Origin of the sequence: Microbacterium sp. PRC9, from assembly GCF_031844125.1 — a bacterium.
GTDB lineage: Bacteria > Actinomycetota > Actinomycetes > Actinomycetales > Microbacteriaceae > Microbacterium.
On record NZ_JAUZUR010000002.1, the window covers coordinates 593,845 to 616,635 of the forward strand.

At 71.4% G+C, this 22,791-nt stretch carries 17 protein-coding genes; 13 read left to right on the forward strand and 4 right to left on the reverse strand.

What is annotated here, in order from left to right; all coding sequences use genetic code 11:
- The first annotated feature begins 184 nt into the window (after positions 1-184).
- The 4 genes from Q9R33_RS06310 (at position 185) to Q9R33_RS06325 (ending at position 4,316) form a co-directional block, all read left to right on the forward strand.
- Positions 185-1,183, forward strand: a complete 999-nt coding sequence (locus tag Q9R33_RS06310) for a LacI family DNA-binding transcriptional regulator (protein WP_396654068.1) — start codon at positions 185-187, stop codon at positions 1,181-1,183.
- A gap of 102 nt (positions 1,184-1,285) precedes the next feature.
- Positions 1,286-2,866 carry a methionine--tRNA ligase gene (gene metG / locus Q9R33_RS06315; RefSeq protein ID WP_311293181.1) on the forward strand — a complete coding sequence of 527 codons (1,581 nt, stop codon included), beginning with the start codon at positions 1,286-1,288 and terminating at the stop codon, positions 2,864-2,866.
- A complete protein-coding gene (locus tag Q9R33_RS06320; protein ID WP_056368117.1) occupies positions 2,866-3,777 on the forward strand; it encodes a TatD family hydrolase in 912 nt (303 codons plus the stop codon). Before metG ends, Q9R33_RS06320 begins: the two co-directional genes overlap by 1 nt.
- Before the next feature lie 23 nt (positions 3,778-3,800).
- Positions 3,801-4,316 carry an NUDIX hydrolase gene (locus tag Q9R33_RS06325; RefSeq protein ID WP_311293182.1) on the forward strand — a complete coding sequence of 172 codons (516 nt, stop codon included), beginning with the start codon at positions 3,801-3,803 and terminating at the stop codon, positions 4,314-4,316.
- 48 nt (positions 4,317-4,364) lie between these two features.
- Here the strand turns inward: Q9R33_RS06325 and Q9R33_RS06330 are convergent, their stop codons facing one another.
- Together Q9R33_RS06330 and Q9R33_RS06335 are read right to left on the reverse strand one after the other, a co-directional pair.
- On the reverse strand, positions 4,365-5,669 hold the full coding sequence (locus Q9R33_RS06330; RefSeq protein ID WP_311293183.1) for an MFS transporter: 1,305 nt from the start codon (positions 5,667-5,669) through the stop codon (positions 4,365-4,367).
- Positions 5,670-5,717: 48 nt separating this feature from the next.
- A complete protein-coding gene (locus tag Q9R33_RS06335; RefSeq protein WP_310245933.1) occupies positions 5,718-7,178 on the reverse strand; it encodes a sugar porter family MFS transporter in 1,461 nt (486 codons plus the stop codon).
- Positions 7,179-7,359: 181 nt separating this feature from the next.
- Between Q9R33_RS06335 and rsmA the strand changes: the two genes are divergently transcribed.
- Both rsmA and Q9R33_RS06345 read left to right on the forward strand, forming a co-directional pair.
- A complete protein-coding gene (gene rsmA / locus Q9R33_RS06340) occupies positions 7,360-8,220 on the forward strand; it encodes a 16S rRNA (adenine(1518)-N(6)/adenine(1519)-N(6))-dimethyltransferase RsmA (protein WP_311293184.1) in 861 nt (286 codons plus the stop codon).
- Between the two features lie 117 nt (positions 8,221-8,337).
- Positions 8,338-9,258: a phosphodiesterase gene (locus tag Q9R33_RS06345; protein ID WP_056368110.1), complete on the forward strand. Its 921-nt coding sequence runs from the start codon at positions 8,338-8,340 to the stop codon at positions 9,256-9,258.
- Here Q9R33_RS06345 and Q9R33_RS06350 read toward each other — a convergent pair.
- On the reverse strand, positions 9,206-10,792 hold the full coding sequence (locus tag Q9R33_RS06350; RefSeq protein ID WP_056368108.1) for a stealth conserved region 3 domain-containing protein: 1,587 nt from the start codon (positions 10,790-10,792) through the stop codon (positions 9,206-9,208). The genes Q9R33_RS06345 and Q9R33_RS06350 overlap by 53 nt on opposite strands.
- Positions 10,793-10,966: 174 nt before the next feature.
- Here Q9R33_RS06350 and Q9R33_RS06355 point away from each other — a divergent pair, with 174 nt between their 5' ends.
- The 6 genes from Q9R33_RS06355 (at position 10,967) to Q9R33_RS06380 (ending at position 18,205) form a co-directional block, all read left to right on the forward strand.
- Positions 10,967-12,034 carry an aldo/keto reductase gene (locus Q9R33_RS06355; RefSeq protein WP_310245942.1) on the forward strand — a complete coding sequence of 356 codons (1,068 nt, stop codon included), beginning with the start codon at positions 10,967-10,969 and terminating at the stop codon, positions 12,032-12,034.
- Complete coding sequence (locus Q9R33_RS06360; protein ID WP_056368104.1) at positions 12,031-12,957, forward strand: 4-(cytidine 5'-diphospho)-2-C-methyl-D-erythritol kinase; 927 nt, start codon at positions 12,031-12,033, stop codon at positions 12,955-12,957. The genes Q9R33_RS06355 and Q9R33_RS06360 overlap by 4 nt, the downstream gene beginning before the upstream one ends.
- Positions 12,958-13,018: 61 nt before the next feature.
- Positions 13,019-14,392 (forward strand): GNAT family N-acetyltransferase, encoded by a 1,374-nt coding sequence (locus Q9R33_RS06365; RefSeq protein WP_311293185.1) that lies wholly within the window; start codon positions 13,019-13,021, stop codon positions 14,390-14,392.
- A gap of 92 nt (positions 14,393-14,484) precedes the next feature.
- Positions 14,485-15,534, forward strand: coding sequence for an iron ABC transporter substrate-binding protein (locus Q9R33_RS06370; RefSeq protein ID WP_311293186.1), 1,050 nt, complete (start codon positions 14,485-14,487; stop codon positions 15,532-15,534).
- 77 nt (positions 15,535-15,611) lie between these two features.
- Positions 15,612-17,087 (forward strand): iron ABC transporter permease, encoded by a 1,476-nt coding sequence (locus Q9R33_RS06375; RefSeq protein WP_311293187.1) that lies wholly within the window; start codon positions 15,612-15,614, stop codon positions 17,085-17,087.
- Positions 17,084-18,205, forward strand: coding sequence for an ABC transporter ATP-binding protein (locus Q9R33_RS06380; RefSeq protein WP_311293188.1), 1,122 nt, complete (start codon positions 17,084-17,086; stop codon positions 18,203-18,205). Before Q9R33_RS06375 ends, Q9R33_RS06380 begins: the two co-directional genes overlap by 4 nt.
- On the opposite strand, the gene Q9R33_RS06385 is transcribed toward Q9R33_RS06380, so the two are convergent.
- On the reverse strand, positions 18,180-20,828 hold the full coding sequence (locus Q9R33_RS06385) for an AMP-binding protein (RefSeq protein WP_311293189.1): 2,649 nt from the start codon (positions 20,826-20,828) through the stop codon (positions 18,180-18,182). The two genes, Q9R33_RS06380 and Q9R33_RS06385, sit on opposite strands and share 26 nt — an antisense overlap.
- 144 nt (positions 20,829-20,972) lie before the next feature.
- Here Q9R33_RS06385 and Q9R33_RS06390 point away from each other — a divergent pair, with 144 nt between their 5' ends.
- A complete protein-coding gene (locus tag Q9R33_RS06390) occupies positions 20,973-22,787 on the forward strand; it encodes an ABC-F family ATP-binding cassette domain-containing protein (RefSeq protein WP_311293190.1) in 1,815 nt (604 codons plus the stop codon).
- Positions 22,788-22,791: the final 4 nt, after the last annotated feature.

Sequence of the window (22,791 nt, forward strand, 5' to 3'; positions counted from 1 at the left end):
TGCAGTGCGCTTCGGTCGCGGCGGTGGCTGTGACCGGTCACAGTCTTACCCGGACGGATGCCTCGGCGCAGGCTGGGCCCGGGAACCGTTATGTAACTGTGACCGGTCACAGTCGTGATCGTGTCGGCGCGCGAATCGCCCCGTCACGGGGGTAGAGTCGCTCGTCGTGGGGGAGACGACGTCCGTGCGACGCAAACCGACGATCCGCGATGTCGCGGCGGCCGCCGGCGTCTCGCGCGGCACCGTGTCGCGGGTGATCAACGGCGGGCACTGGGTGTCGCCCGACGCGCGGGTGGCCGTCGAGGAGGCGATCCGGCGCACCGGGTACACCGCGAACCACGCGGCGCGGAGCCTCGCGACCGGGCGGGCGGGCTCGCTCGCGTTCCTGCTCACCGAGCCGCAGCACCTGCTGTTCCAGGACCCGACGTTCGCGCTCCTCCTGCGCGGCGCGGCCGAGGCTCTCGCGCAGCGCTCCATGACGCTCGTGCTGCTGGTCGCGGGCACGCCGGCGGAGCGCGCCAACGTCGCCCACTTCGTGAGCGCCGGTCACGTCGACGGCGTGCTCCTGATCTCGTCCCACGAATCCGACCCGCTCGTCGACGAGCTGCTCGAGGCGGGCGTGCCCACCGTGTGCTGCGGCATCCCGCTCGGTCATGAGGCCCAGGTGCCGACGGTCTCGGTCGACGAGATCGCCTCCGCCCGCGAGATGACGCGGTATCTCCGCGGCCGCGGACACCGCCGCATCGCGATGATCGCCGGCCCCCACGACACGCCGGGCGGCAAGTTCCGCCTCGTCGGGTTCGAGGAGGAGATGGGCGACGACTTCGACCCCGTCCTCGTCGAGGAGGGCGACTACAGCCAGGAGTCCGGCGCTCTCGCGATGGCGCGCCTGCTGGAGCGCACGCGCGACATCGACGCGGTCTTCGCCGCCAGCGACATGATGGCCGCCGGCGCCATCGCGACGCTGCGCAAGGCCGGCCTTCGCGTACCGGACGACATCGCGGTGGCGGGTTTCGACGACTCCGGTCTCGCCGCGACGCATGAGCCCGCGCTCACGACGATGCGCCAGCCCTGGGAGCGCCTGAGCAGCGAGATGGTGTCGACGCTCCTGGACGTGATCGCCGGCGCGGCGCCCGAGCCGATCACGCTCCCGACGACGCTGGTCGTCCGAGACAGCGCCTGACCCGACACGCCCGAGTGTTACATCCGGGCGTCTGAGAGGGTCCGGACGAGGGCGTCCGGTCACAGCGGCGGGCGGGGCATCCGCGCTGACTAGACTCGTCGGGTGACTTCCGGCCCCTCGTCCTTCTACATCACGACGCCGATCTACTATCCGAGCGACGTGCCCCACATCGGCCACGGCTACACCACCGTGGCGGTCGACACCCTCGCGCGCTGGCACCGCCAGGCGGGCGACGACACCTGGATGCTGACGGGCACCGACGAGCACGGCCAGAAGATGATGCGCGCCGCGTCGGCGAACAACGTGACGCCCCAGGAGTGGGTCGACAAGCTCGTCACCGAGGCGTGGTTCCCGCTGCTGAAGACGCTCGACGTCGCCAACGACGACTTCATCCGCACGACGCAGCAGCGCCACGAGGAGCGCGTGCAGCAGTTCGTGCAGGCGATCTACGACCGCGGCTACATCTACGCCGGCGAGTACGAGGCGCTCTACTGCGTGGGCTGCGAGGAGTTCAAGCCCGAGTCCGAGATCGTCGACGGCACCGGCGCCTTCGAGGGCCTGAAGGTCTGCGCCATCCACTCGAAGCCCCTCGAGCTGCTGCAGGAGAAGAACTACTTCTTCAAGCTCAGCGAGTTCCAGGACAAGCTGCTCGAGCTCTACTCCACGGTTCCCGATTTCGTGCGCCCCGAGTCGGCGCGTAACGAGGTCGTGTCGTTCGTGAAGAACGGCCTCAAGGACCTGTCGATCTCGCGCTCGGCGTTCGACTGGGGCATCCCGCTCCCGTGGGACGAGTCGCACGTCATCTACGTGTGGGTCGATGCGCTCCTCAACTACGCCACCGCGATCGGCTACGGCGAGGACCCCGAGGAGTTCGCCCGCCGCTGGCCGGCGTACCACATCGTCGGCAAGGACATCCTGCGCTTCCACGCGGTCATCTGGCCGGCGATGCTGATGGCCGCAGGACTCGAGGTCCCGCGCGGCGTCTTCGCGCACGGCTGGCTGCTCGTCGGCGGCGAGAAGATGTCGAAGTCGAAGCTCACCGGCATCGCGCCGACCGAGATCACCGACGTCTTCGGCTCGGACGCCTACCGGTTCTACTTCCTGTCGGCGATCGCGTTCGGCCAGGACGGCTCGTTCTCGTGGGAGGACCTCTCCGCCCGCTACCAGGCCGAGCTCGCGAACGGCTTCGGCAACCTCGCCTCGCGCACGACAGCGATGATCGAGCGGTACTACGAGGGCGTCGTGCCCCCGGCAGGCGCGTACACCGACGCCGACCTGCACATCCAGAAGACGGTGGCGGATGCTGCCGCCCACGCGGACGCCGCGATCGAGCGGTTCCGCATCGATGAGGCGATCCACGCGATCTGGACGATCGTCGACGCGCTCAACCTGTACATCACCGAGAACGAGCCGTGGGCGCTCGCCAAGGACGACGCCCAGCGCGAGCGTCTCGGCACGGTGCTCTACACCGCCGCCGAAGGGCTGCGGGCCCTCGCGGTCCTGCTGTCGCCGGTGATGCCCGTCTCGACCGAGAAGCTCTGGATCGCGCTCGGTGCGGCCGAGTCGATCGGACGCCTCGAGGACCAGCCGATCCGCGAGGCGGGCACGTGGGGCGTGCTGAAGCCGGGCTCCAGCGTGAACGGCCTCGCGCCGCTGTTCCCGCGCGTCGAGCAGTCGGTCTGATGGCGGCACCGCCGGTTCCGTACCCCGAGGCGGGTTCCGACCCGTCGCAGTACGTGCGCACCCGCGAGAAGGGGTCGCGCGACGTCACGTATCCGGCGGCGCCGGAGCCGCTCGCGGTGCCGGTGTACGACAACCACGCGCACCTCGAGATCGAGGACGGCGTCGGCCTGTCGCTCGACGAGCAGCTCGCGCGCGCGGGCGAGGTCGGCGTGGTCGGCGTCGTGCAGGCCGGAGGCGACATCGACTCGAGCCGCTGGTCGGCGTGGGCGGCAGCATCCCACCCCCGTGTGCTCGCGGCAGTCGCCATCCACCCGAACGAGGCACCTGCATACCAGGCCGCCGGACGCCTCGACGAGGCGATCGCGGTGATCGACGAGCTCGCCGCGCAGCCGCGCGTGCGGGCGATCGGCGAGACGGGCCTCGACTTCTTCCGCACCGACGAGGACGGCCGGCCCGCGCAGTTCGAGAGCTTCGAAGCGCACATCGCCCTCGCGAAGAAGCACGGCATCGCGATGCAGATCCACGACCGCGACGCGCACGACGCCGTGCTCGAGACGCTCGAGCGCGTCGGCGCTCCGGACCGCACGGTCTTCCACTGCTTCTCGGGCGACGCCGACATGGCGCGCATCGCGGGCGAGCGCGGCTACTGGCTGTCGTTCGCCGGCAACGTGACCTTCAACAACGCCCAGAACCTCCGAGATGCGCTCGCGGTGATCCCGCGCGAGCGGATCCTGGTCGAGACGGATGCCCCGTTCCTCACGCCGACCCCGCATCGTGGCCGGCCGAACGCGCCCTATCTGATCCCGGTGACGCTGCGGTACATGGCCGCCGAGCTCGGCGTCGACGTCGACGAGCTGTGCGCGCAGATCGCGGCCAACACGCTCGAGGTCTACGGGGCGTTCGAGGACTGATCATCGACGGCGAGCTGTGGGACGTGACGGATGCCGACGGCCATCCGATCGGCATCACGCACCGCCGCGGCGACCCTGACTTCCCGCTCGGGCGCTTCCACATCGTCGCCTCGGTCTGCCTCGTGCGGGGCGACGGCCGGGTGCTGATGACCCGGCGCGCCGCGATCAAGGACTACCCGCTGTCGTGGGAATTCCCCGCGGGAAGCGCCCTCGCGGGCGAGACCAGCGCCGAGGGCGCGGTGCGCGAACTGCACGAGGAGGCAGGCGTGCCGCTCCAGGTGGCGCAGCTGGTCTTGGTGGGGCGGGTCGTCGAGGCGACGGCGCTGTTCGATCTGTACGCCGCGCATGTGCCGGGGGATCCGCCGGTCGTGCTCGACCCCGAAGAGGTCTGCGAGAGCGAATGGGTCACGTTCGCCGAAGCGCTGCGGCGCGGCGACGCGGGCGAGATGGCCGACCCGTGGGTGCCTCGGCTCGCGCAGTTGGGCGACCGCCTGGCCGAACTCGTCGACACAGGGGATTCGCGCCGACACCTTGGGTGAGGTCCCGCGTCTCGACGGGAAGCCCTTGGCTCGGCGCGGTGACAGTTGTCAGTCGATCAGCGGGAGCCCGCCCGCGCCGGGTTCGTCCTCCTCGGCGACCTCCTTCGCGGACTCGTCATCCAGCACCGGTTTCGCGGCTGCGATGTGGGAGATCGACCGCCACACGAGCAGCAGCGTGATGAGCGAGCCGCCGAAGGCGAACCACCAGGGAGCGGTGAGTCCCCACACCTGGGCGAGGATGCCGCCGATGAACTGCCCGATCACGAGGCCGCCGAAGACGCCGACCATGTTCACCGATGCGATGCGGCCCTGCAGCTCCATCGGCACGAGGCGCTGGCGGACGGTCGTCGAGATGGTGCCCCACACGAACGCGTACAGGCCGAAGCCGAACATGATCACGAAGGCCACCGCCGGTGACGTGGTGAGGGCGAATGACAGGTGCATGAGCACCTCGAGCGACAGGCACACCCGCATGAGCGTCGAGAACGACACGTGCTTCTCGAGCCGGCCGAAGCTGAAGATCGCGACGATGCCGCCGAGCGCGGCCGCGGTCGTGAGGGCGCCGTAGCCGACCGGTCCCATTCCCAGGTGCTCTGTGGCGTAGAGCACGAGCACACCCCAGGGGGCGGCCCAGGTGACGTTGAACACCAGGATGATGATGACGAGCGTGCGCACCGGTGCGTTGTGGCGCAGCCACTGCAGTCCCTCGCGGATGGCGTGCGCCTTGGTCCCGCGCTCCGAGTCCGGGTGCTCGGGCGCCGGCGTGCGCGCGATCCGGGAGATGAGCAGCACCGCGAGCGCCACGCACAGCACCTGCAGCACGAACGGCCAGAACGAGCCCACCGCGAAGAGGAAGGCGCCGAGCGGGGGCCCGGCGAGCTGGTTCGCGACGAGGTAGCCCGCCTGCATGCGGGCGTTGCCGATGCCGAGGTCGGCCGGCTTGACCAGCATCGGCAGCAGCGTGCTGCCGGCCGAATCGGCGAAGACCTCGGCGGTGCCGTAGAGGAACGCCACGGCCAGCACCAGCCACACGGTGGCCTGCCCGCTGACGAGGAACGCCACGAGCACGGCCACGATCACCGCGCGCAGGCCGTTCGCCAGCATCACGAGGCGGCGCCGGTCGTGGTGGTCGGCGACGGCGCCTGCGAAGAGACCGAAGAGGAGCCACGGCAGGAACTGCATCATGGCGCCGGCCGCCACGAGGACCGGCGACGACGTGAGCGACGCGATCAGCAGCGGAGCGGCCGCGAGCGCGATGCCATCGCCGAGGTTGCTGGTCCACGACGACGCGAGCAGCCACCGGAAGTCCGTTCCGAGGCGCCGCGGTGCGATCAGTTCCCCGAGCGAAGGCATCCCGCCATCCTAGGAGCAGTGGCGGACCTCTCCTTCACCGGGGGCGCGTCAGCTGGCGGTCTTCGCGTCCTTGCGGAGGAACAGCGTCTCCGTCTGCTCGATGTCCATGCCCTTGGTCTCCGGGATCCGGAACAGGACGTAGAAGAACGACAGCGCCGCGAACGCGGCGTACATGCCGTACGTCAGCGGCAGCGACCACGACGACATCGCCGGGAACGAGATCGTGATGAGGAAGTTCGCGATCCACTGCGCGCCCGCGGCGACGCCCAGGGCCTTGCCGCGGATGCGGCTCGGGAAGATCTCGCCGAGCAGCACCCACACCAGCGGGCCCCACGAGGCGCCGAAGCCGACGACGAAGACGTTCGCCGCGACGAGCGCGATCGGCCCCCACGGGGCGGGCAGAGTGACCGCTCCCTCGGCGTCCGTCTCGGAGAACACGAACGAGATCGCCATCAGGCCGAGCGACACCGCCATCATCACCGAGCCCGTCAGCAGGATCGGCTTGCGCCCGACGCGGTCGACCAGGAAGATCGCGACGAGTGTCACGAGGACGTTCGTGATCGACGTCACGACGCTGATCGTGAACGAATCGCTCTCGTCGAAGCCGACGGACTGCCACAGGCTCGTCGAGTAGTAGAAGATCACGTTGATGCCGACGAACTGCTGGAACACCGACAGGATGATGCCCACCCAGACGATGCGCTGAAGACCGAGCACCGGCCCGCGCAACGACACACCCGCGTTCTTGCGGTCGGTCTCGATCGCGGTCTGCAGGTCGCGGATGGTGTGGTCGAGGTCGGCCGGCGGCACCAGCCGGGCGAAGATCTCGCGCGCCTGGTCGTACCGGCCCTTCGCGATCAGGTATCGCGGCGACTCCGGCAGGGTGAACGACAGGATGCCGTAGACGGCGGACGGGATCACCCCGACGAGGAACATCCAGCGCCAGGCCTCCAGGCCGAACCAGAGCACGTTGTCGGCGCCGCCGGCGGAGTTCGCGAGGAGCGCGTCCGACAGGAGCGCCGCGAAGATGCCGAGCGTGATCGCGAGCTGCTGCAGCGACGCCAGTCCGCCGCGGATCTGGCGGGGCGCGATCTCGGCGATGTAGGCGGGGGCGACGACCGACGCGATGCCGATGCCCAGACCGCCGACGACGCGCCACAGCGCCAGATCCCATGCCGAGAACGCGAGTCCGGCGCCGATGGAGCTGACGAAGAACATGATGGCGCCGAGGAACATCACCCTGAGGCGCCCCCAGCGGTCCGACAGGTTGCCCGCGATGATCGCGCCGACGGCGCAGCCGAGCAGGGCGATCGCGACGACGAAGCCGGTGATGACGTCGTTGAGTGCGAAGTCCTGGGAGATCGAGTCGACGGCGCCGTTGATCACCGACGAGTCGAAGCCGAACAGGAAGCCGCCGACCGCGGCCGCGACCGACAGGCCGATCGCTCGTCGCCCGTACGGGCTTCGGAGGGAGAACGCGTCTGCGGGGATCGATCCGGTCGAGTTCATGCTGGTCACGCTAGCGTCCGGGTCGCCGCCACGGCAGGTGGCACGCGTGCGCAAGATCGGATCCGCACGAGCGGACCGGTGAGAAGAAACGCCGGGTGGCAGCATCCGCAACCGGCGTGTCGTGCCGGTGATCCGCACCTGCGGATCCGAGATTGGGTGGCGCACGCCGTACAGTGAACGCATGCCCGTGACACTCCTCGGTGCGGCCGAGATCCGCGCGCTGGCCGCCGAACTCGACGTGACGCCGACCAAGAAACTCGGGCAGAACTTCGTCGTCGACGCCAACACCGTCCGCAAGATCGTGCACGTCGCCGAGGTCGAGCCGGGCGATCGCGTCGTCGAGGTGGGCCCGGGGCTCGGATCGCTCACCCTCGCGATCCTCGAGGCCGGGGCATCCGTCACCGCCGTCGAGATCGACCACCGGCTGGCTGAGCGGCTGCCTGCCACCGCCGCTGCGCACGGCGTCGCCGACGGCGCGCTCACGGTCGTCGACGCCGATGCCCTTCGCGTGACCGAGCTGCCCGGCGACCCGACCGTGCTCGTCGCCAACCTGCCGTACAACGTCAGCGTGCCGGTGCTGCTGCACTTCCTCGAGCACTTCCCGGCGCTCGACCGCGGCGTGGTCATGGTCCAGGCCGAGGTGGGGGAGCGACTCGCCGCCCCGCCCGGGTCGAAGGTGTACGGGGCGCCGAGTGTCAAGGCCGCCTGGTACGGGCCATGGCGTCTTGCCGGCACGGTGTCGCGCCAGGTCTTCTGGCCTGTGCCGAACGTCGACAGCGTGCTCGTCGGCTTCCATCGCGCGGACGAGCCGCGCGGCGATGAGGAGCTGCGCAGACGGACCTTCGCGATCGTGGATGCCGCGTTCCAGCAGCGGCGCAAGATGCTCCGGCAGGCGACGGCCGGCGTGCTCGGCGGGTCGGCGGCCGCAGCATCCGCGATTCTGGAGAGTGCGGACGTCGCGCCGACCGCGCGCGGCGAGGAGCTCTCGATCGACGACTACGTGCGCATCGCGGTCGCCGCGGGAAGCATCTCGGAAAGCTGAAATTCAGCGAATCCTCACCGCGTCGTCGGGAACCGTGCGAAACATGCCGGTAACATTCGAGCGTCCGTCGTCCGGTTCCTCGGCACCTCGCCTCCCGGCGGACCGGAGTGATCTGACATGCGCACCGCCGAGTACCCGGCTCCCGAACGCATCCTGCTGCACCTGAGCGACACGCACCTGCGTGCGCCCGCGACCCCGCACCTCTTCGACGCGATCGACGGCACCGCGCGGCTGACCGAGACGATCGGCACGATCGAGTCGAGCGGCATCCGCCCCGACGCGATCGTCGTCACCGGCGACCTCGCCGACCTCGGCGAGCCCGGCGCATACGCTGCGCTGCGCGCGCTCGTCGAGCCGTTCGCCGAGCGCATCGGCACGCGCGTGCTCTGGGTGATGGGCAACCACGACGAGCGCGGGGCGTTCCGCGCGGGGCTGTACGACGAGGCATCCGATGCGCGTCCCGTCGACCGCGTCGACGAGCTCGACGGCCTGCGCGTGATCACGCTCGACACGAGCGTGCCCGGCCACCACCACGGCGAGCTGCGCGACGAGCAGCTCGCGTGGCTCGCCGACGAGCTGGTGACGCCCGCGCCGCTCGGCACGATCCTCGCCATGCACCACCCGCCCGTGCCGAGCGTGCTGCCGCTCGCCGCGAGCGTCGAGCTGCGCGACCAGCGGCGGCTCGCGGCGGTCCTGCGCGGCACTGACGTGCGTGCGATCCTCGCGGGTCACCTGCACTACTCGACCTTCGCGACGTTCGCCGGCATCCCGGTGTCGGTGGCGTCGTCGACCTGCTACGCGCAGGACCTCACGGTGCCCGTCGGCGGTACGCGTCCTCAGGACGGCGCGCAGGCGTTCAGCATCGTGCACGTGTACGACGACACGGTGGTGCACTCGGTCGTGCCGGTAGACGCGCCGCGCACCCTCGAGTACATCGACCCCGACGAAGCGGCGCGCCGGCTCATGTCGGCCGGGGTGGCACCGCTCATCGCCGCCCGGAGGGATGCGCCGACCGAGCCGATTCCCGTGCTGCGCTGAGCTCGTCGCGCTCCCACGGCGCCCGCACGGGGAACATGCGCTCGAGCGCGCTGCGGAGCGCGCGTACCCGGATCTCTTCGGGCACCTCGGCCTCGCCGCCGTCGTTGAGGCAGAACATGTCGGCGTCGCAGCGTTCGACGAGCCGCTCCATGCGCCGCATGCCCGCCGCGAGCGTCGTCTGGGCGTAGCGCACGCGCGGGGCGCGCGTGGCGATGGCGCGTCCGGTCAGCAGCGCGTAGTAGTGGTACAGGCTGTTGGTGACCGAGATGTCGGTCGCGGAGCGGAATCGGGATGCCGCCGTCCGGGCGAAGTCCTCGGCGAAGGTCTGCTCCAGCTCCGCCATGACGCTGCGGCGCAGCGGCGCCGCGCAGTGCTCGAGGTCGCGGACGATGGTGCGGCCGAACCGCTCCCGCAGGAGCGCGCGGTTCACGCGCAGGCCGTTGTCGTGGCCGCTGCGGTGGAGAGCGGGCTCGCCGGCGCCGATGCGCACCTCGCACTCGACGAACTTCGTGACCCCGCCCGGCGTGAAGAACAGCTCGGGCTCGACGGCGCGTCCGAAGAACATGTCGTCGTTCGAGTAGAGGAAGTGCTCGGCGAGCCCCGGGATGCGATGGAGCTGCGCCTCGATCGCGTGGGAGTTGTGCGTCGGCAGCACCGACGGGTCTGCGAAGAACTCCTCGCTGCGCACGATGGTGACCTTGGGGTGCTCGAGCAGCCACGCCGGGGCGGGGGAGTCGGTGGCGATGAAGATGCGCCGCACCCAGGGTGCGTACATGTGGACGCTGCGCAGCGCGTAGCGGAGTTCGTCGACGTGCCGGTACCGCGCCGGTCCGTCATCGCCCTCGCCGACCACGTACTCGGACAGCTGGGCCGCCCGCTGGCGCCGGAAGTCGCTCGACGAGGCATCGACCCACGAGAAGACGATGTCGATCTCGTCGGTGACCTCGAGCGGCTGGGCGGCGAACATGCCGGCGACGGTGCGCCACGTGCGACCGTGGCGCTCGACCGTCTCATAGGCGAGATCCTCGACCGGTGTCTGCTTGCGGATGAGCGCGTTGTCGCGCGGAGCCTCGACCGTCTCCTCGCCGAAACGCCAGAACTCCAGGTGCACGCCGAGTGCCGCACCGTAGCGGAGCGATCCGGACCGGCTCAGGCGGGGGCGGTACACGCGCATCGCGGATGGCGCGTCGGGAGCGGGTGGGGCGTCGCAGGCGAGCAGCGGTGCCCGGCCCTTGGACTTGACGTACAGCGGCTCGCGCGTGCAGACCGCGGCCAGGGCCGCCGTCGCGGCCTCGCGATCGCGGACGTCGACCACGAGCGCGGGGATGGTGCGGTCGTGTCGGATCAGGAGCGTGTCGACGCCGGCGTCGTCGAGTGCGGCGGCGACCAGCAGCAGGTCGGCATCGCGCGCCTCGTGCGGCGCGACATCGTCGTGGACGAGATGCAGGATGCCGCGGTCGACGACCACGTCGGCGCGCTCCACGAGCACGCTCCAGGGGTCGGCCGCGTGGGGCAATGCGGACAGCAGCGTCATGCGGTCCTCCTTCTCGTCGACCCGGGTGGTGGCGCGGATGCGCGCCCCCGGGGTCTCGACACTACGGAGCGTCCGTTACGACGACGTTTCGCACCTAGGCCCTTGACATGGGCCCGGTCGATGTGTCTCCCATCCTTCCCTGCGCGAGCAGGCCGACCTCGCTAGCCTGGACCGGTGACCGAAGACGCGCGCTACCTGTCCCGTGGAGGAGACCTCCACCGCCCTTACACCGCCGACGCCGACCGGTACACCGGTGCGGACTACCGCCGGGTCGGCACCTCCGGGCTCACGCTGCCGCCCGTGTCGCTCGGACTCTGGTGGAACTTCGGCGACAACATCCCGTTCGACAATCAGAGGGCGCTGCTGCGCCACGCGTTCGACCGCGGCATCACGCACTTCGACCTGGCGAACAACTACGGCCCGCCCTACGGCACCGCCGAGACGAACTTCGGGCGCATGATGCGCGAGGACTTCGCACCGTACCGCGACGAGCTCATCATCTCGTCGAAGGCCGGCTACGACATGTGGCACGGCCCCTACGGCAATGGCGGCTCGCGCAAGTACCTCATCTCCAGCGCCGAGCAGTCGCTGAAGCGCATGAGCGTCGACTACGTCGACATCTTCTACTCCCACCGCGTCGATCCCGATGTCCCGGTCGAGGAGACGGTGGGCGCGCTCGACACCCTGGTGCGGCAGGGCAAGGCGCTCTACGTCGGAATCTCGTCCTACAGCGCCGAGCGGACGGCGGTCGCAGCATCCGTCGCCCGCTCGCTCGGCACACCGCTCGTCATCCACCAGCCGGCGTACTCGATCCTGAACCGCTGGGTCGAAGACGGCCTGACCGGGGTGCTCAGGCAGGAGGGCATGGGCGCGATCGCATTCACGCCGCTCGCGCAAGGGCTGCTGACAGACAAGTACCTCGGCGACGGCTCGGCCGAGCGCGCGCAGCAGCGCGGGTCGCTGCCGAACGGCTCGCTGAGCGAGAGAGGCTTGTCGACGCTGCGGTCGCTCGACGTCATCGCGAAGGAGCGCGGGCAGACGCTCGCGCAGATGTCGATCCAGTGGGTGCTGCGCGACCCGGTCGTCGCGTCCGCGCTCATCGGCGCCTCGCGTCCCGCGCAGCTCGACGAGAACCTCAAGGCGCTCGAGGGGCCGGCCTTCACGGTCGAGGAGCAGGAGCGCATCGACGCCCTGTCGGACGGCATCGACGTGGACCTCTGGGCGGAATCGGCGAACCGGTGAGTCAGGCTCTCGCCGCGGACGGCGTCCGGGTGCGGGCGCCGGGCAAGCTCAACCTCTTCTTCGAGGTCGGCGGCGTGCACGACGACGGGTACCACGACGTCGCGTCGGCGTACCAGGCGGTGTCGCTGTACGAGGATGTGTGGGCGTCGCCTTCCGACGAGTTCACCGTGTCGATCTCCGGCACCGTCGATGTGACCGGCGTCCCCGCCGACGACCGCAACCTGGCCGTCCGCGCCGCGCGGCTCGTCGCGCAGCGCATCGGCCATGCGGGCGGCGTGCACCTCGACATCGTGAAGCACGTGCCGGTCGCGGGCGGCATGGGCGGAGGATCGGCGGATGCTGCAGCCGCCCTCGTCGCGTGCGACGCGCTGTGGGGGGCCGAGCTCGGCACCGCCGAGCTGCACAAGCTCGCGGCGCGGCTCGGCGCCGACGTGCCCTTCGCCCTGATGGGCGGGACGGCCGTCGGCACCGGGCGCGGCGACCAGCTGAGCCCGGCGCTCGCCAAGGGCCGCTTCGACTGGGTGGTGGTGCCGTCGGAGGACGGACTGTCCACCCCCGAGGTCTACGCGCACCTCGACGAGCTGCGTGCGCGGCCCGACATCGACGCGGGTGCCCGGGTGCCGGCGGTCGCGCCCGGCGTGCTCCACGCGCTGCGCGCCGCGGACCCCATCGCGCTCGCCGAGCACACGCGCAACGACCTGCAGATCGCTGCGCTGTCGCTGCGCCCCGAGCTGCGCGAGGTGCTCGAGCTCGGCGAGGAGTCCGGCGCCCTGGCCGGAATGGTGTCGGGGTCAGGCCCTACGCTGGCTTTCCTGACCGTCGACCCGGAGTCGGCGCTCGAACTGCAGATCACCTTGTCGGCCGCGGGCTACGAGGCGCTCCACGTGCACGGACCGGTCGCCGGCGCGCGCGTGGTCACCTGAGCCGTCCCTCGACCGGCCGCACACCCACCCTGAGCCCGCGCAGGCGCGGAGAGGAAGAACAATGAGCACGTCCGTTTCGACATACGGCCGCATCGGCGAGACCGAGCGCGCCGCCTTCCGCGCGGGTCCGGTCGACGAGGAGTCGGCCGCGCGGCTCGCGACGAACGGACTGGACTACCGGCGCATCGCCGTCGACAGCGACGAGTACGTCGGCTGGCTCCAGTCCGTCGCGCGCGGCTTCCAGGACGGAGAGCGCACCGCGGAGCAGATCTCCGCGTCGCGCGAGCGCAGCGGCTACCGGCGGCTCACCGGCGTCTTCGACCCGGAGTCGCCGATGGACGCTCCCGTCGCGACCATCGCGTCGTGGCTCGGCGAGCTCACGGTGCCCGGCGAGGCGATGATCCCGTCGTGCGCGATCTCCGCCGTCACCGTCGCACCGACGCACCGGCGCAAGGGCGTGGCCCGCGCGATGCTCGAGGGGGAACTGCGAGCGGCCCAGGCGGCCGGCATCCCGATGGCGATGCTCACGGTGAGCGAGTCGCCGCTGTATGGGCGGTACGGGTTCGCGCCGGCAGCTGCGGGCGCCTCGTGGACGATCGAGACCAAGCGCGCCGGCTGGATCGGCCCGCAGCCCGCCGGGCGGATCGACTTCATCGGCCGCGAGCGTGTGCGCGAGCTGATGCCGGCCCTGCACGAGCGGGTGCGGCACCGCCACCCCGGCGAGATCGACGTGCCGGGGAGCCACTGGGATGGGTTCGCCGGGACCAACCCCGCCGCCGAGAAGACCGCCGAGAAGCGCGCCGTGCAGTACTCCGACGCCGCGGGCGAGGTGCGCGGAGTCGCGGTGTACGCGGTCCGCGAGAACCACGACGACTTCACGAAGGCGACCGTCTCGGTCCACTACCTGCTGGCCGAGACCGACGACGCGTACGCGGCGCTGTGGCGGTTCCTGCTCGAGCTCGACCTCGTGGCCGAGGTGCACGCGGGCGAGCTGTCGGTCGATGAGCCGCTGCTGTGGATGATCGCGGACCAGCGCGCGGCGAAGGTCAGCGTGCGCGACCACCAGTACCTGCGGATCATCGACGTCGTCGCCGCGCTCGAGACCCGTCGCTACGGCGGCTCCGGCACGCTGGTGCTCGACGTCTCGGACTCGCTCGGCATCGCCGCCGGCCGTTACCTGCTCGAGGTCGATGAGCGCGGCGCCGCCCGCGTGCGGATCCTGAGCGACGGCGAAGCGATCGATGCGCCGACGGTGGCTCTCGGCGTCGCCGAACTGTCCGCCACGTACCTCGGCGGTGTCGCGCTCGCGACCCTGGCGGCGGCAGGACGCGTGACGGTGACGGATGCGTCGGCCGAGGCATCCGCGGACGCGCTCGCCAAGGCGACCCGCGTGCTCGGCTGGCACACGGCGCCGCGCCTGAGCATCTGGTACTGAGCGAGCGGGCGGGAGAGGTGGCGGAACCGGACGAAACACGGCGATCGAGTGCTTTAGGCTAGCCTTACCTGTCTGTTTCCGAGGGGTTCCCCATGCCTTCACGCCTCCCGTCTTCCGCGCGCCTGCGCCACTTCCTCGTCGTACCGGTGGTGGTCGCGGGCCTCGCCCTGGCCGGCTGCGCCGGCGGAGCCGCGGGCGAGGACGCCGCCGATCCGGACGCCCTCGTCGTGTACAACGCGCAGCACGAGCAGCTGACCGAGGAATGGGCCGACGCGTTCACGGCGGAGACCGGCATCGATGTCGTGCTCCGCAACGGCGACGACAGCGAGCTGGCCAATCAGCTCGTGCAGGAGGGGAAGGCCTCCAAGGCCGACGTGTTCCTCACCGAGAACTCCCCGGCGATGTCGCTCGTCGAAGATGCGGACCTCTTCGCCCCCGTCGACGAGTCCACCCTGACCCTCGTTCCCGAGCAGTTCCGTCCGGCCTCGGGTCTCTGGACGGGGATCGCCGCCCGCTCGACCGTGCTGGTCTACAACCCCGAGCTGATCTCGGAGGGCGAGCTCCCGGCATCCCTTCTCGACCTCGCGGACCCGCAGTGGAAGGGCAAGTGGGGTGCCGCGCCTGCGAAGGCCGACTTCCAGGCGATCGTCTCGGCCGTGCTCGCGACCCAGGGTGAGGACGGCGCACGCGACTGGCTGGACGGCATGGCCGAGAACGCGGTCGAGTACCGCAACAACATCGTCACCATGAAGGCGGTCAACGCCGGCGAGGTGCCGATGGGCATCATCTACCACTACTACTGGTTCCGCGACCAGGACGCCGCAGCCGAAGACAGTGCCGACACGAAGCTGCACTACTTCGGCAACCAGGATCCGGGAGCCTTCGTCAGCATCTCGGGCGGCGGAGTGCTGAAGAACGCCCCCCACGCCGACCAGGCGCAGCAGTTCCTCGCGTTCATCGCGGGGGAGCAGGGGCAGAAGATCCTCGGCGAGGGCTACAGCTTCGAGTATCCCGTCGCCTCCGACGTCCCGGCCAAGCCCGAGCTGCCCCCGCTCGCCGAGCTCGACGCACCCGTGATCGACCCGTCCACGCTCAACGGGCCCGCGGTCATCGAGCTCATGACGGAAGCCGGACTCCTCTGACCCAGCTCCAGACGCGAACACCCGCGCGCGGCTCGACCGAGAGGCGTCCGCCCGCCGGGCTGGTCGTCGTCGTCGCGGTGCTGGCCCTCGGCGCGCTGATCCCGATCGGCTACGTCGTCCAGGCGGCGTTCGCGATGGGGTGGGACCAGCTGTCGGCCCTCGTCTTCCGGCCGAAGGTCGCCGAGCTGCTCGTCAACACGGTGCTGCTGGTGGTGATCGGCGTACCCGCGACCGTCGTCCTCGGCGTGGGCGGCGCCTGGCTCGTCGAACGCACGACGCTGCCGGGCCGCGGGGTCTTCAAAGTCGCCCTGGCTGCTCCGCTCGCGATCCCCGCGTTCGTCGCGAGCTATGGCTGGGCGAGCGCCATCCCGTCGATGAACGGACTGTGGGCGGCGGTGCTGGTCGCGACGCTGGCCTACTTCCCGCTGGTGTACCTGCCCGCCCTTGCGGCGATCCGGGGTCTGGACCCTGCGCTCGAGGAATCGGCGCGCTCCCTCGGCATGGGCTCGTGGGCCGTCTTCTTCCGCGTCGTCGCGCCGCAGCTGCGCCTCGCGGTGCTCGGCGGCGCCCTCGTGGTCGCCCTTCACCTCGTGGCGGAGTACGGCGCGTTCGCGTTCCTGCGCTTCGACACGTTCACCACGGCCATCGTCGTCGCGTACGAGAGCATGTTCGCCGGCCCCAACGCGGCCGCGCTCGGGCTGGTGCTCGCGCTCCTGTGCCTGATCCTCCTCGGCGCCGAGTCGGCCGCCCGCGGCCGCGCCCACTACGCCCGCGTCGGCGGCGGCTCTCCGCACCCGGCGGAGACGCTGGGGCTCGGCCCGCTGACGGTGCCGGCGCTCGCCGCGGTGGCGGCCGTGCTCGCGGGCGCTCTCGTGGTGCCGCTCACGAGCGTGGTCCGATGGCTCATGAGAGCGGATGCCGCAGCCTTCGGCGACGTCGGCATCGCGGCGCTCCAGACGCTCGGTCTCGCGCTCGCGGGTGCGCTCTGCACCATCGCCGTCGCCCTCCCGTTCGCGTGGCTGGCGGTGCGCTACCCGGGACGGCTGTCCCGGCTGCTGGAGGGTGCGGCCTATCTCGCGAGCAGCCTTCCGGCGATCATCGTGGCGCTCTCGTTCGTGGCGGTGACGCTCGCCTTCGCGCCGTCGCTCTACCAGACGGCGTTCACCGTGGTCGCGGCCTACGTCGTGATCTTCCTGCCGCGGGCGCTCGTGCCGCTGCGCGCCGGGCTCTCGCAGGTGCCGGAGTCGCTCGAGGAGGCCGCGCGCGCCCTGGCGGTGCCTCCTGCCGCCGCCCGGCTGCGGGTCACGGTGCCGCTGCTGCTCCCGGCGATCGGCGCCGGCGCCGCCCTGGTGGCGCTGGGCGCGGCCAACGAGCTCACCGCGACCCTGCTGCTCGCCCCGACCGGCACGAGCACGGTGGCCACGAGCTTCTGGTCGGCGGCATCCGCCCTCGACTACCCGACCGCCGCACCCTACGCGGTGCTGCTGGTGCTCCTGTCGGTGCCCGCGGTCGCTCTGATGTTCACGCACGCGACGGGGAGGACCCTCAGATGACTCTTCGGCTGGAGGGTGTGTCGAAGGCGTACGGCGGCACCGAGGTGCTGCGCGACGTCTCGCTCGACGTTCCCCGCGGCACGCGGCTCGCACTCGTCGGCGCCTCCGGAAGCGGCAAGACCACGCTGCTGCGCCTGGTCGCAGGATTCGTCGACCCCGACGCCGGGGTGATCAGCCTCGGCGATCGCGAGCTGTCGGGACACGGAAGGACCGTGCCCACGCACCGGCGCGGCATCGGCTACGTCGCCCAGGACGGCGCGCTGTTCCCGCACCTGTCGGTGGCCCGCAACATCGCCTTCGGGCTTCCGCGCGGACCCGGTCGCGCGGCCCGCGTGCGCGAACTGCTGGAGCTCGCGTCCCTGCACCCTGACCTCGCCGCGCGGATGCCGCACGAGCTGTCCGGCGGTCAGCAGCAGCGGGTGGCGCTGGCGCGCGCGCTCGCCCAGAATCCCGGGGTGATCCTGCTCGACGAGCCCTTCAGCGCGCTCGACACGGGCCTGCGCTCGGCAACGCGCGACGCCGTGGTCGACGTCCTGGAGCGCAGCGGCGTCACCGCCGTGCTGGTGACGCACGATCAGCACGAGGCCCTGTCGTTCGGCCACCAGGTCGGGGTTCTCGTCGACGGTCGCCTCGTGCAGTCCGGCGACCCGATGGCGGTGTACGACGCCCCGATCGACGCGAGCGTGGCGCTGTTCCTCGGTGATGCACTGGTGGTTCCCGCGCGCTCCGACGCGGACGGTGTCGAGTGCGGGTTCGGTCGGCTGGCCGTGCGGCACGACCTGTCGGGCGGAGCTTCGCGCGTGCGGGCGATGGTGCGGCCCGCACAGCTGCGCGTGGCCGCGGCGGCGCACGGGGCGGCCGCCACGCTGGCCCCGGTGGCGAACGGCACCGTCGTCGCGGTGCGTCCGGCCGGGTCGACCGCCGATCTGCGGCTTCGCGTCGGCACCGGCGAGTTCGAGGCCGAGCTCATGTACCGTGTGCCGCAGCACCGCGCAGCAGCGTTCGCGCCCGGCACTGCCGTGCGCGTGATCGTCGAAGGCGGCGTCGTGCTCTACGCCGCGGCAGGCGAGGCCACCGCGACGGGAAGCGTCATCACGCGCGGCGCAGCCGCAGGCTGACCGGTGCCGTCGCGCGGCGCAGCCACGCCCACCCGGCCGCAGCACCGGCGCCGGCACTGACGTACAGCCGGTACGCGATCACGCCGACGACGAACGACAGCAGCGTGCCGAGCCACGGTGCGCTCTGCTCGAACGGCGGATACACCTGCCAGTGCGTGAGGTACACGAACAGGGATGCGCCGGCCACGGTGACGACGAGCGGCACCGCGAGGCGGGGGAGCGGGATGGCCCTCACCCAGACGAGGGCGAGGATCCCGCCCGCTACGATCGCCTCGCGCCACGGCTCGCCGAAGAAGCCGAAGGTCGCTGCGACGGCGACCACGGAGACGACGATGCGCCGGGCGGTCGTGTCCGCTCGAGCGACGAGCCATCCGAGGACGACGAGCCACAGGACGACCGGTGCCGAGTACCGCTCCACGTACTCGGCGGTGGGCCCGGTGATCGCGAAGCGGGCGGTGAGCGCGACCGCGAGCGCGACCAGGGCGAACCCGAACGGCGCCCGGCGCTCGAGTCGCTCGATGCGGCGCACCGCGAACAGCGCCGCTGCGCCCGCGAACGACCAGAGCATCGCCTCGAGGAACCAGAACTGCCATTGCTCGTTCCACCGGCCGTCGCCGGGGACGAAGTTGTTCAGGAGCGCGACGGTCGTCGGCGCGTACTGGCCGGTGACGAGCGCCACCGCGCCGATCCACAGCACCGCGGGGACCGCGAGCTGGGCCGCGCTGCGCCCGAGGCGCCGCAGGCGCGCGGTGCCCGGGGCGGGCGCCAGCTGGAATCTCGCGAGGTTGTAGCCGGCGACGGCGAGGAGAAGGTGCGCACCGCCCTTGAGGGCGAACAGATCGGCGTGGGTCGCGACGATGACGAAGATCGCCGCCGCCCGCAGCACGACCGGCGTCTCGAGGCGCGTCCACGAGAACCGGCGACGCCAGGGGCGCATGACCGACGTCGCCGCCGCACCCGCGGGCGCGGCATCCGATTCCGTGTTCGTAACGGGCTGCTGCGGAGGTGAAGCGGATGCCGCGAGCTCGCGCGGGGTGCGTGTCGGCCAGTCCCGGGGGAGCGCGCCGACCATCTCCTCGAGTCGCAGTGAGAGCTCGACGTAGCTCAGAGAGTCGCCGCCGAGCCCCGCGAACGTGTCGTCGATGCCCGCGTCGGGCTCACCCAGAAGCGTCGCGTACAGGTCGCGCACGGTCTCGGCGGTGACGACGGCCGGATCCGTCGGTCGGAGGGCGGCCGGGCTGCGCTCGTGCGCGGCGAAGCGCACCAGCGCCGCATAGTCGCGCTTGCCGTTCGAGGTCCGCGGGAACTCGGTCACCGCGTGGGCGCCGATCACCCGCGCCGGAACACCGGTGAGGGCCGCGGCGCGCTCGCGAGCACGGTCGGCCGCGCGCGGGGAGGTCGCGAACAGGAGCAGCCGCTCGTCGGCGCTCGCCGCGCGCACCTCGATCCCCTCGTCGGCGAGGAGGTGCTCGACGCGATCGAGGTCGAGGCGCAGGCCGAAGACCTTCACGAAGCGGTTCATGCGGCCGACGATCTCGTACAGCCCGTCGGTGCGCAGCCGCGCCACGTCTCCGGTGCGCAGCTCGGTCACGGTGCGCCCGAGCCGGAAGTCCTCGGGCCCGTGGGCGTACCCCATCATGACGTTCGGGCCCTCGTACACGAGCTCGCCGGACTCGGCGCCGTCGGCGGCATCGATGCGGAAAGCGCCGCCGGGGACGGGGCGTCCGATGGCGCCGGCGTGCGTCATCGCGAGGTCGGGTGGGAGGTACGCCATTCGAGCGGTGGCCTCGGTCTGCCCGTACATCACGAAGAGTTCGAACCCGCGCTCGCGGCCGAGGTGCGCGAACCGCCGCACCGCGTCGGGAGCCATCCGGCCGCCCGCCTGGGTGAGGTAGCGCAGCGACGGCAGGTCGCGGCCGTCGAAGCCCCGCGCCTCGAGCAGCTCGAACGTGTACGGGACGCCGGCGAACGAGGTGACGGCATGCGTGCGCGCCCGGCGCCAGAACTCCTCGTCGGCGACCGAGCGCTCGGTGAGCAGCAGGCTCGCGCCGGTCAGCAGGTGGCTGTTGACCACGGACAGCCCGTAGCAGTACTGCAGGGGAAGCGTCGTGGCCGCGCGATCGGCCGGGGTCAGCTGGAGATACTCGGCGATCGCCGCGGCGTTGCTGCGGACGTTCTCGGCCGACAGCCGCACGAGCTTCGGCGAGCCGGTGGAGCCCGACGTGCTCGAGAGGACGGCGAGATCGGGGTGGAACTCGTGGCGGCTGCCGGCGCGCCGCTCGTCGAGCGTCCAGCCCGAGACCCCGTCGTGGGCGACGACGTCGGGGTCGAACCGTGCGATCAGCGACGCGCGGTGTGCCCGCGCGGCCTCGTCGTCGTCGCCGGAGACCAGGAGCACCGGGTGTCCGCCTTCGAGCGCGGCGAGATAGGTGACGATCGGCTCGACGGCGTTGCCCGCGGCGATCATCACGAGGCGGCGGACGTCGCCGAGTTCGTCCCGGCGCCGCATCACCCGATCGCGCAGTTCCGCGTAGTCGAGCCGCGTGCCGTCGGCGATCAGCGCGGTGTGGTCGGGATCCCCTCCGAGGAGGGACAGGCCGAGAGCGGGCGCAGTCGCGGTCATAGAGGGAGTGGCTTTCTCCTGACGCGCCGCCGCGGGGAGGGTCGCCGGCGCAAGTCCAAGGTATGCCTAGCCTAACCTGTCCGGTCTCTGGTCCCCGCAGTGTGACGCCGGGTGCCGCCCTCGGTCGCCTAGCCTTGAGGGGACATGGCACATCTTCTGGGGGCCGAGGCCCTGCACCTGGAATTCCCGACCAAGGTCGTCTTCGACCGGGTGTCGCTCGGCATCGACGAGGGCGACCGCATCGGCGTCGTCGGCCGCAACGGTGACGGCAAGTCGAGCCTGCTGGCGATGCTCGCCGGGCGGCTCGAGCCCGACGGCGGCCGCGTCACCGTGCGCGGCGGCGTGCGCGTCGGCGTGCTCGACCAGGCCGACACCCTCGACGACGCCCTCACGATCCGGGAGGCCGTCGTCGGCGAGCGCCCCGATCACGAGTGGGCGGGCGACGCGCGCACGCGGGACGTCATCGCAGGCCTCCTCGGCGACCTCCCGTGGGACGGTCCGGTCGCGGGGCTCTCCGGTGGTCAGCGACGACGAGTATCGCTCGCGGCGCTGCTCGTGGGCGACGACGACGTCATCTTCCTCGACGAGCCCACGAACCACCTCGACGTCGAGGCGATCGCATGGCTCGCCGAGCACATCAAGCGCCGCTGGCCGGCGAACCAGGGCGGCCTCCTGGTCGTGACGCACGACCGGTGGTTCCTCGACGAGGTGTGCAACACCACGTGGGAGGTGCACGACCGCATCGTCGAGCCGTTCGAGGGCGGGTATGCCGCGTACATCCTGCAGCGCGTCGAGCGCGACCGCCAGGCGGCCGTCATCGAGCAGCGCCGCCAGAACCTCGCCCGCAAGGAGCTCGCATGGCTGCGCCGCGGTGCGCCGGCGCGCACGTCGAAGCCGAAGTTCCGCATCGACGCCGCCAACGTGCTCATCGCCGACGTGCCCGAGATCCGCGACGCGACCGAGCTGCGCTCGCTCGCCGTCTCCCGGCTCGGCAAGGACGTCGTCGACCTCCTCGATGCGGCGGTCTCCTACGACGGCCGCGAGGTGCTGCACCCGGTCGAGTGGCGGATCGCCCCCGGTGAGCGCACCGGCATCCTCGGCGTCAACGGTGCGGGCAAGTCGACGCTGCTCGGCCTCGTCTCGGGCGACGTGGAGCCCACCGCCGGGCGCGTGAAGCGCGGCAAGACCGTGAAGGTCGCGACCCTCACACAGCGTCTCGACGAGCTCGAGGAGCACCTCGGCGACCCGGTGCGCGTCGTCATCTCGCGTCTGCGCACCACGTACACCTTCGGCAGCGGCTCGAAGGCGCAGGAGCTGACGCCCGGCCAGCTGCTGGAGAGCATGGGATTCCAGAGCGCTCAGCTCTCCACTCCCGTCAAGGACCTGTCCGGTGGCCAGAAGCGCCGCCTGCAGCTGCTGCTGATCCTCCTCGAGCAGCCGAACGTGCTCATCCTCGACGAGCCCACCAACGACCTCGACACCGACATGCTCGCCGCGATCGAGGATCTCCTCGACTCGTGGCCGGGCACGCTCCTGGTCGTCTCGCACGACCGGTACTTCATCGAGCGCGTGACCGACCAGCAGTACGCGATCCTCGGCGGCCACCTCCGCCACCTCCCCGGTGGCGTCGACGAGTACCTGCGCCTGCGCGAGCGTGAGCGCACGGCGGGGCCGGCGACCTCGAAGGCGGCCGATGCTGCACCCGCAGCATCCGTGTCATCCACCACGCCGTCGCTGTCGGGGCAGGAGCTGCGCGCCGCGCAGAAGGAGGTCGCGTCGCTGGAGCGCCGCCTCGAGAAGCTCGAGACGCAGATCGCCGCCGCGAAGACCGCGCTCGCCGACCACGACCAGTCGGATTACGTCGGGCTCGGCGCCGAGATGGCCCGCATCGGCGAGCTCGAGAAGGAGCGCGACGGGGTCGAGGAGCGCTGGTTCGAGCTCACCGAGCAGCTCGGCTGAGCCC

Excerpts from the sequence above, each read along its gene's own strand:
- Q9R33_RS06320 (WP_056368117.1), top strand. The coding sequence starts at position 2,866 with ATGGCGGCACCGCCGGTTCCGTACCCCGAGGCGGGTTCCGACCCGTCG.
- Q9R33_RS06385 (WP_311293189.1), bottom strand. The coding sequence starts at position 20,828 with ATGACCGCGACTGCGCCCGCTCTCGGCCTGTCCCTCCTCGGAGGGGAT.
- Q9R33_RS06370 (WP_311293186.1), top strand. The coding sequence starts at position 14,485 with ATGCCTTCACGCCTCCCGTCTTCCGCGCGCCTGCGCCACTTCCTCGTC.
- Q9R33_RS06330 (WP_311293183.1), bottom strand. The coding sequence starts at position 5,669 with ATGCCTTCGCTCGGGGAACTGATCGCACCGCGGCGCCTCGGAACGGAC.
- rsmA (WP_311293184.1), top strand. The coding sequence starts at position 7,360 with ATGCCCGTGACACTCCTCGGTGCGGCCGAGATCCGCGCGCTGGCCGCC.
- Q9R33_RS06390 (WP_311293190.1), top strand. The coding sequence starts at position 20,973 with ATGGCACATCTTCTGGGGGCCGAGGCCCTGCACCTGGAATTCCCGACC.
- Q9R33_RS06345 (WP_056368110.1), top strand. The coding sequence starts at position 8,338 with ATGCGCACCGCCGAGTACCCGGCTCCCGAACGCATCCTGCTGCACCTG.
- Q9R33_RS06335 (WP_310245933.1), bottom strand. The coding sequence starts at position 7,178 with ATGAACTCGACCGGATCGATCCCCGCAGACGCGTTCTCCCTCCGAAGC.
- Q9R33_RS06380 (WP_311293188.1), top strand. The coding sequence starts at position 17,084 with ATGACTCTTCGGCTGGAGGGTGTGTCGAAGGCGTACGGCGGCACCGAG.
- Q9R33_RS06365 (WP_311293185.1), top strand. The coding sequence starts at position 13,019 with ATGAGCACGTCCGTTTCGACATACGGCCGCATCGGCGAGACCGAGCGC.
- Q9R33_RS06350 (WP_056368108.1), bottom strand. The coding sequence starts at position 10,792 with ATGACGCTGCTGTCCGCATTGCCCCACGCGGCCGACCCCTGGAGCGTG.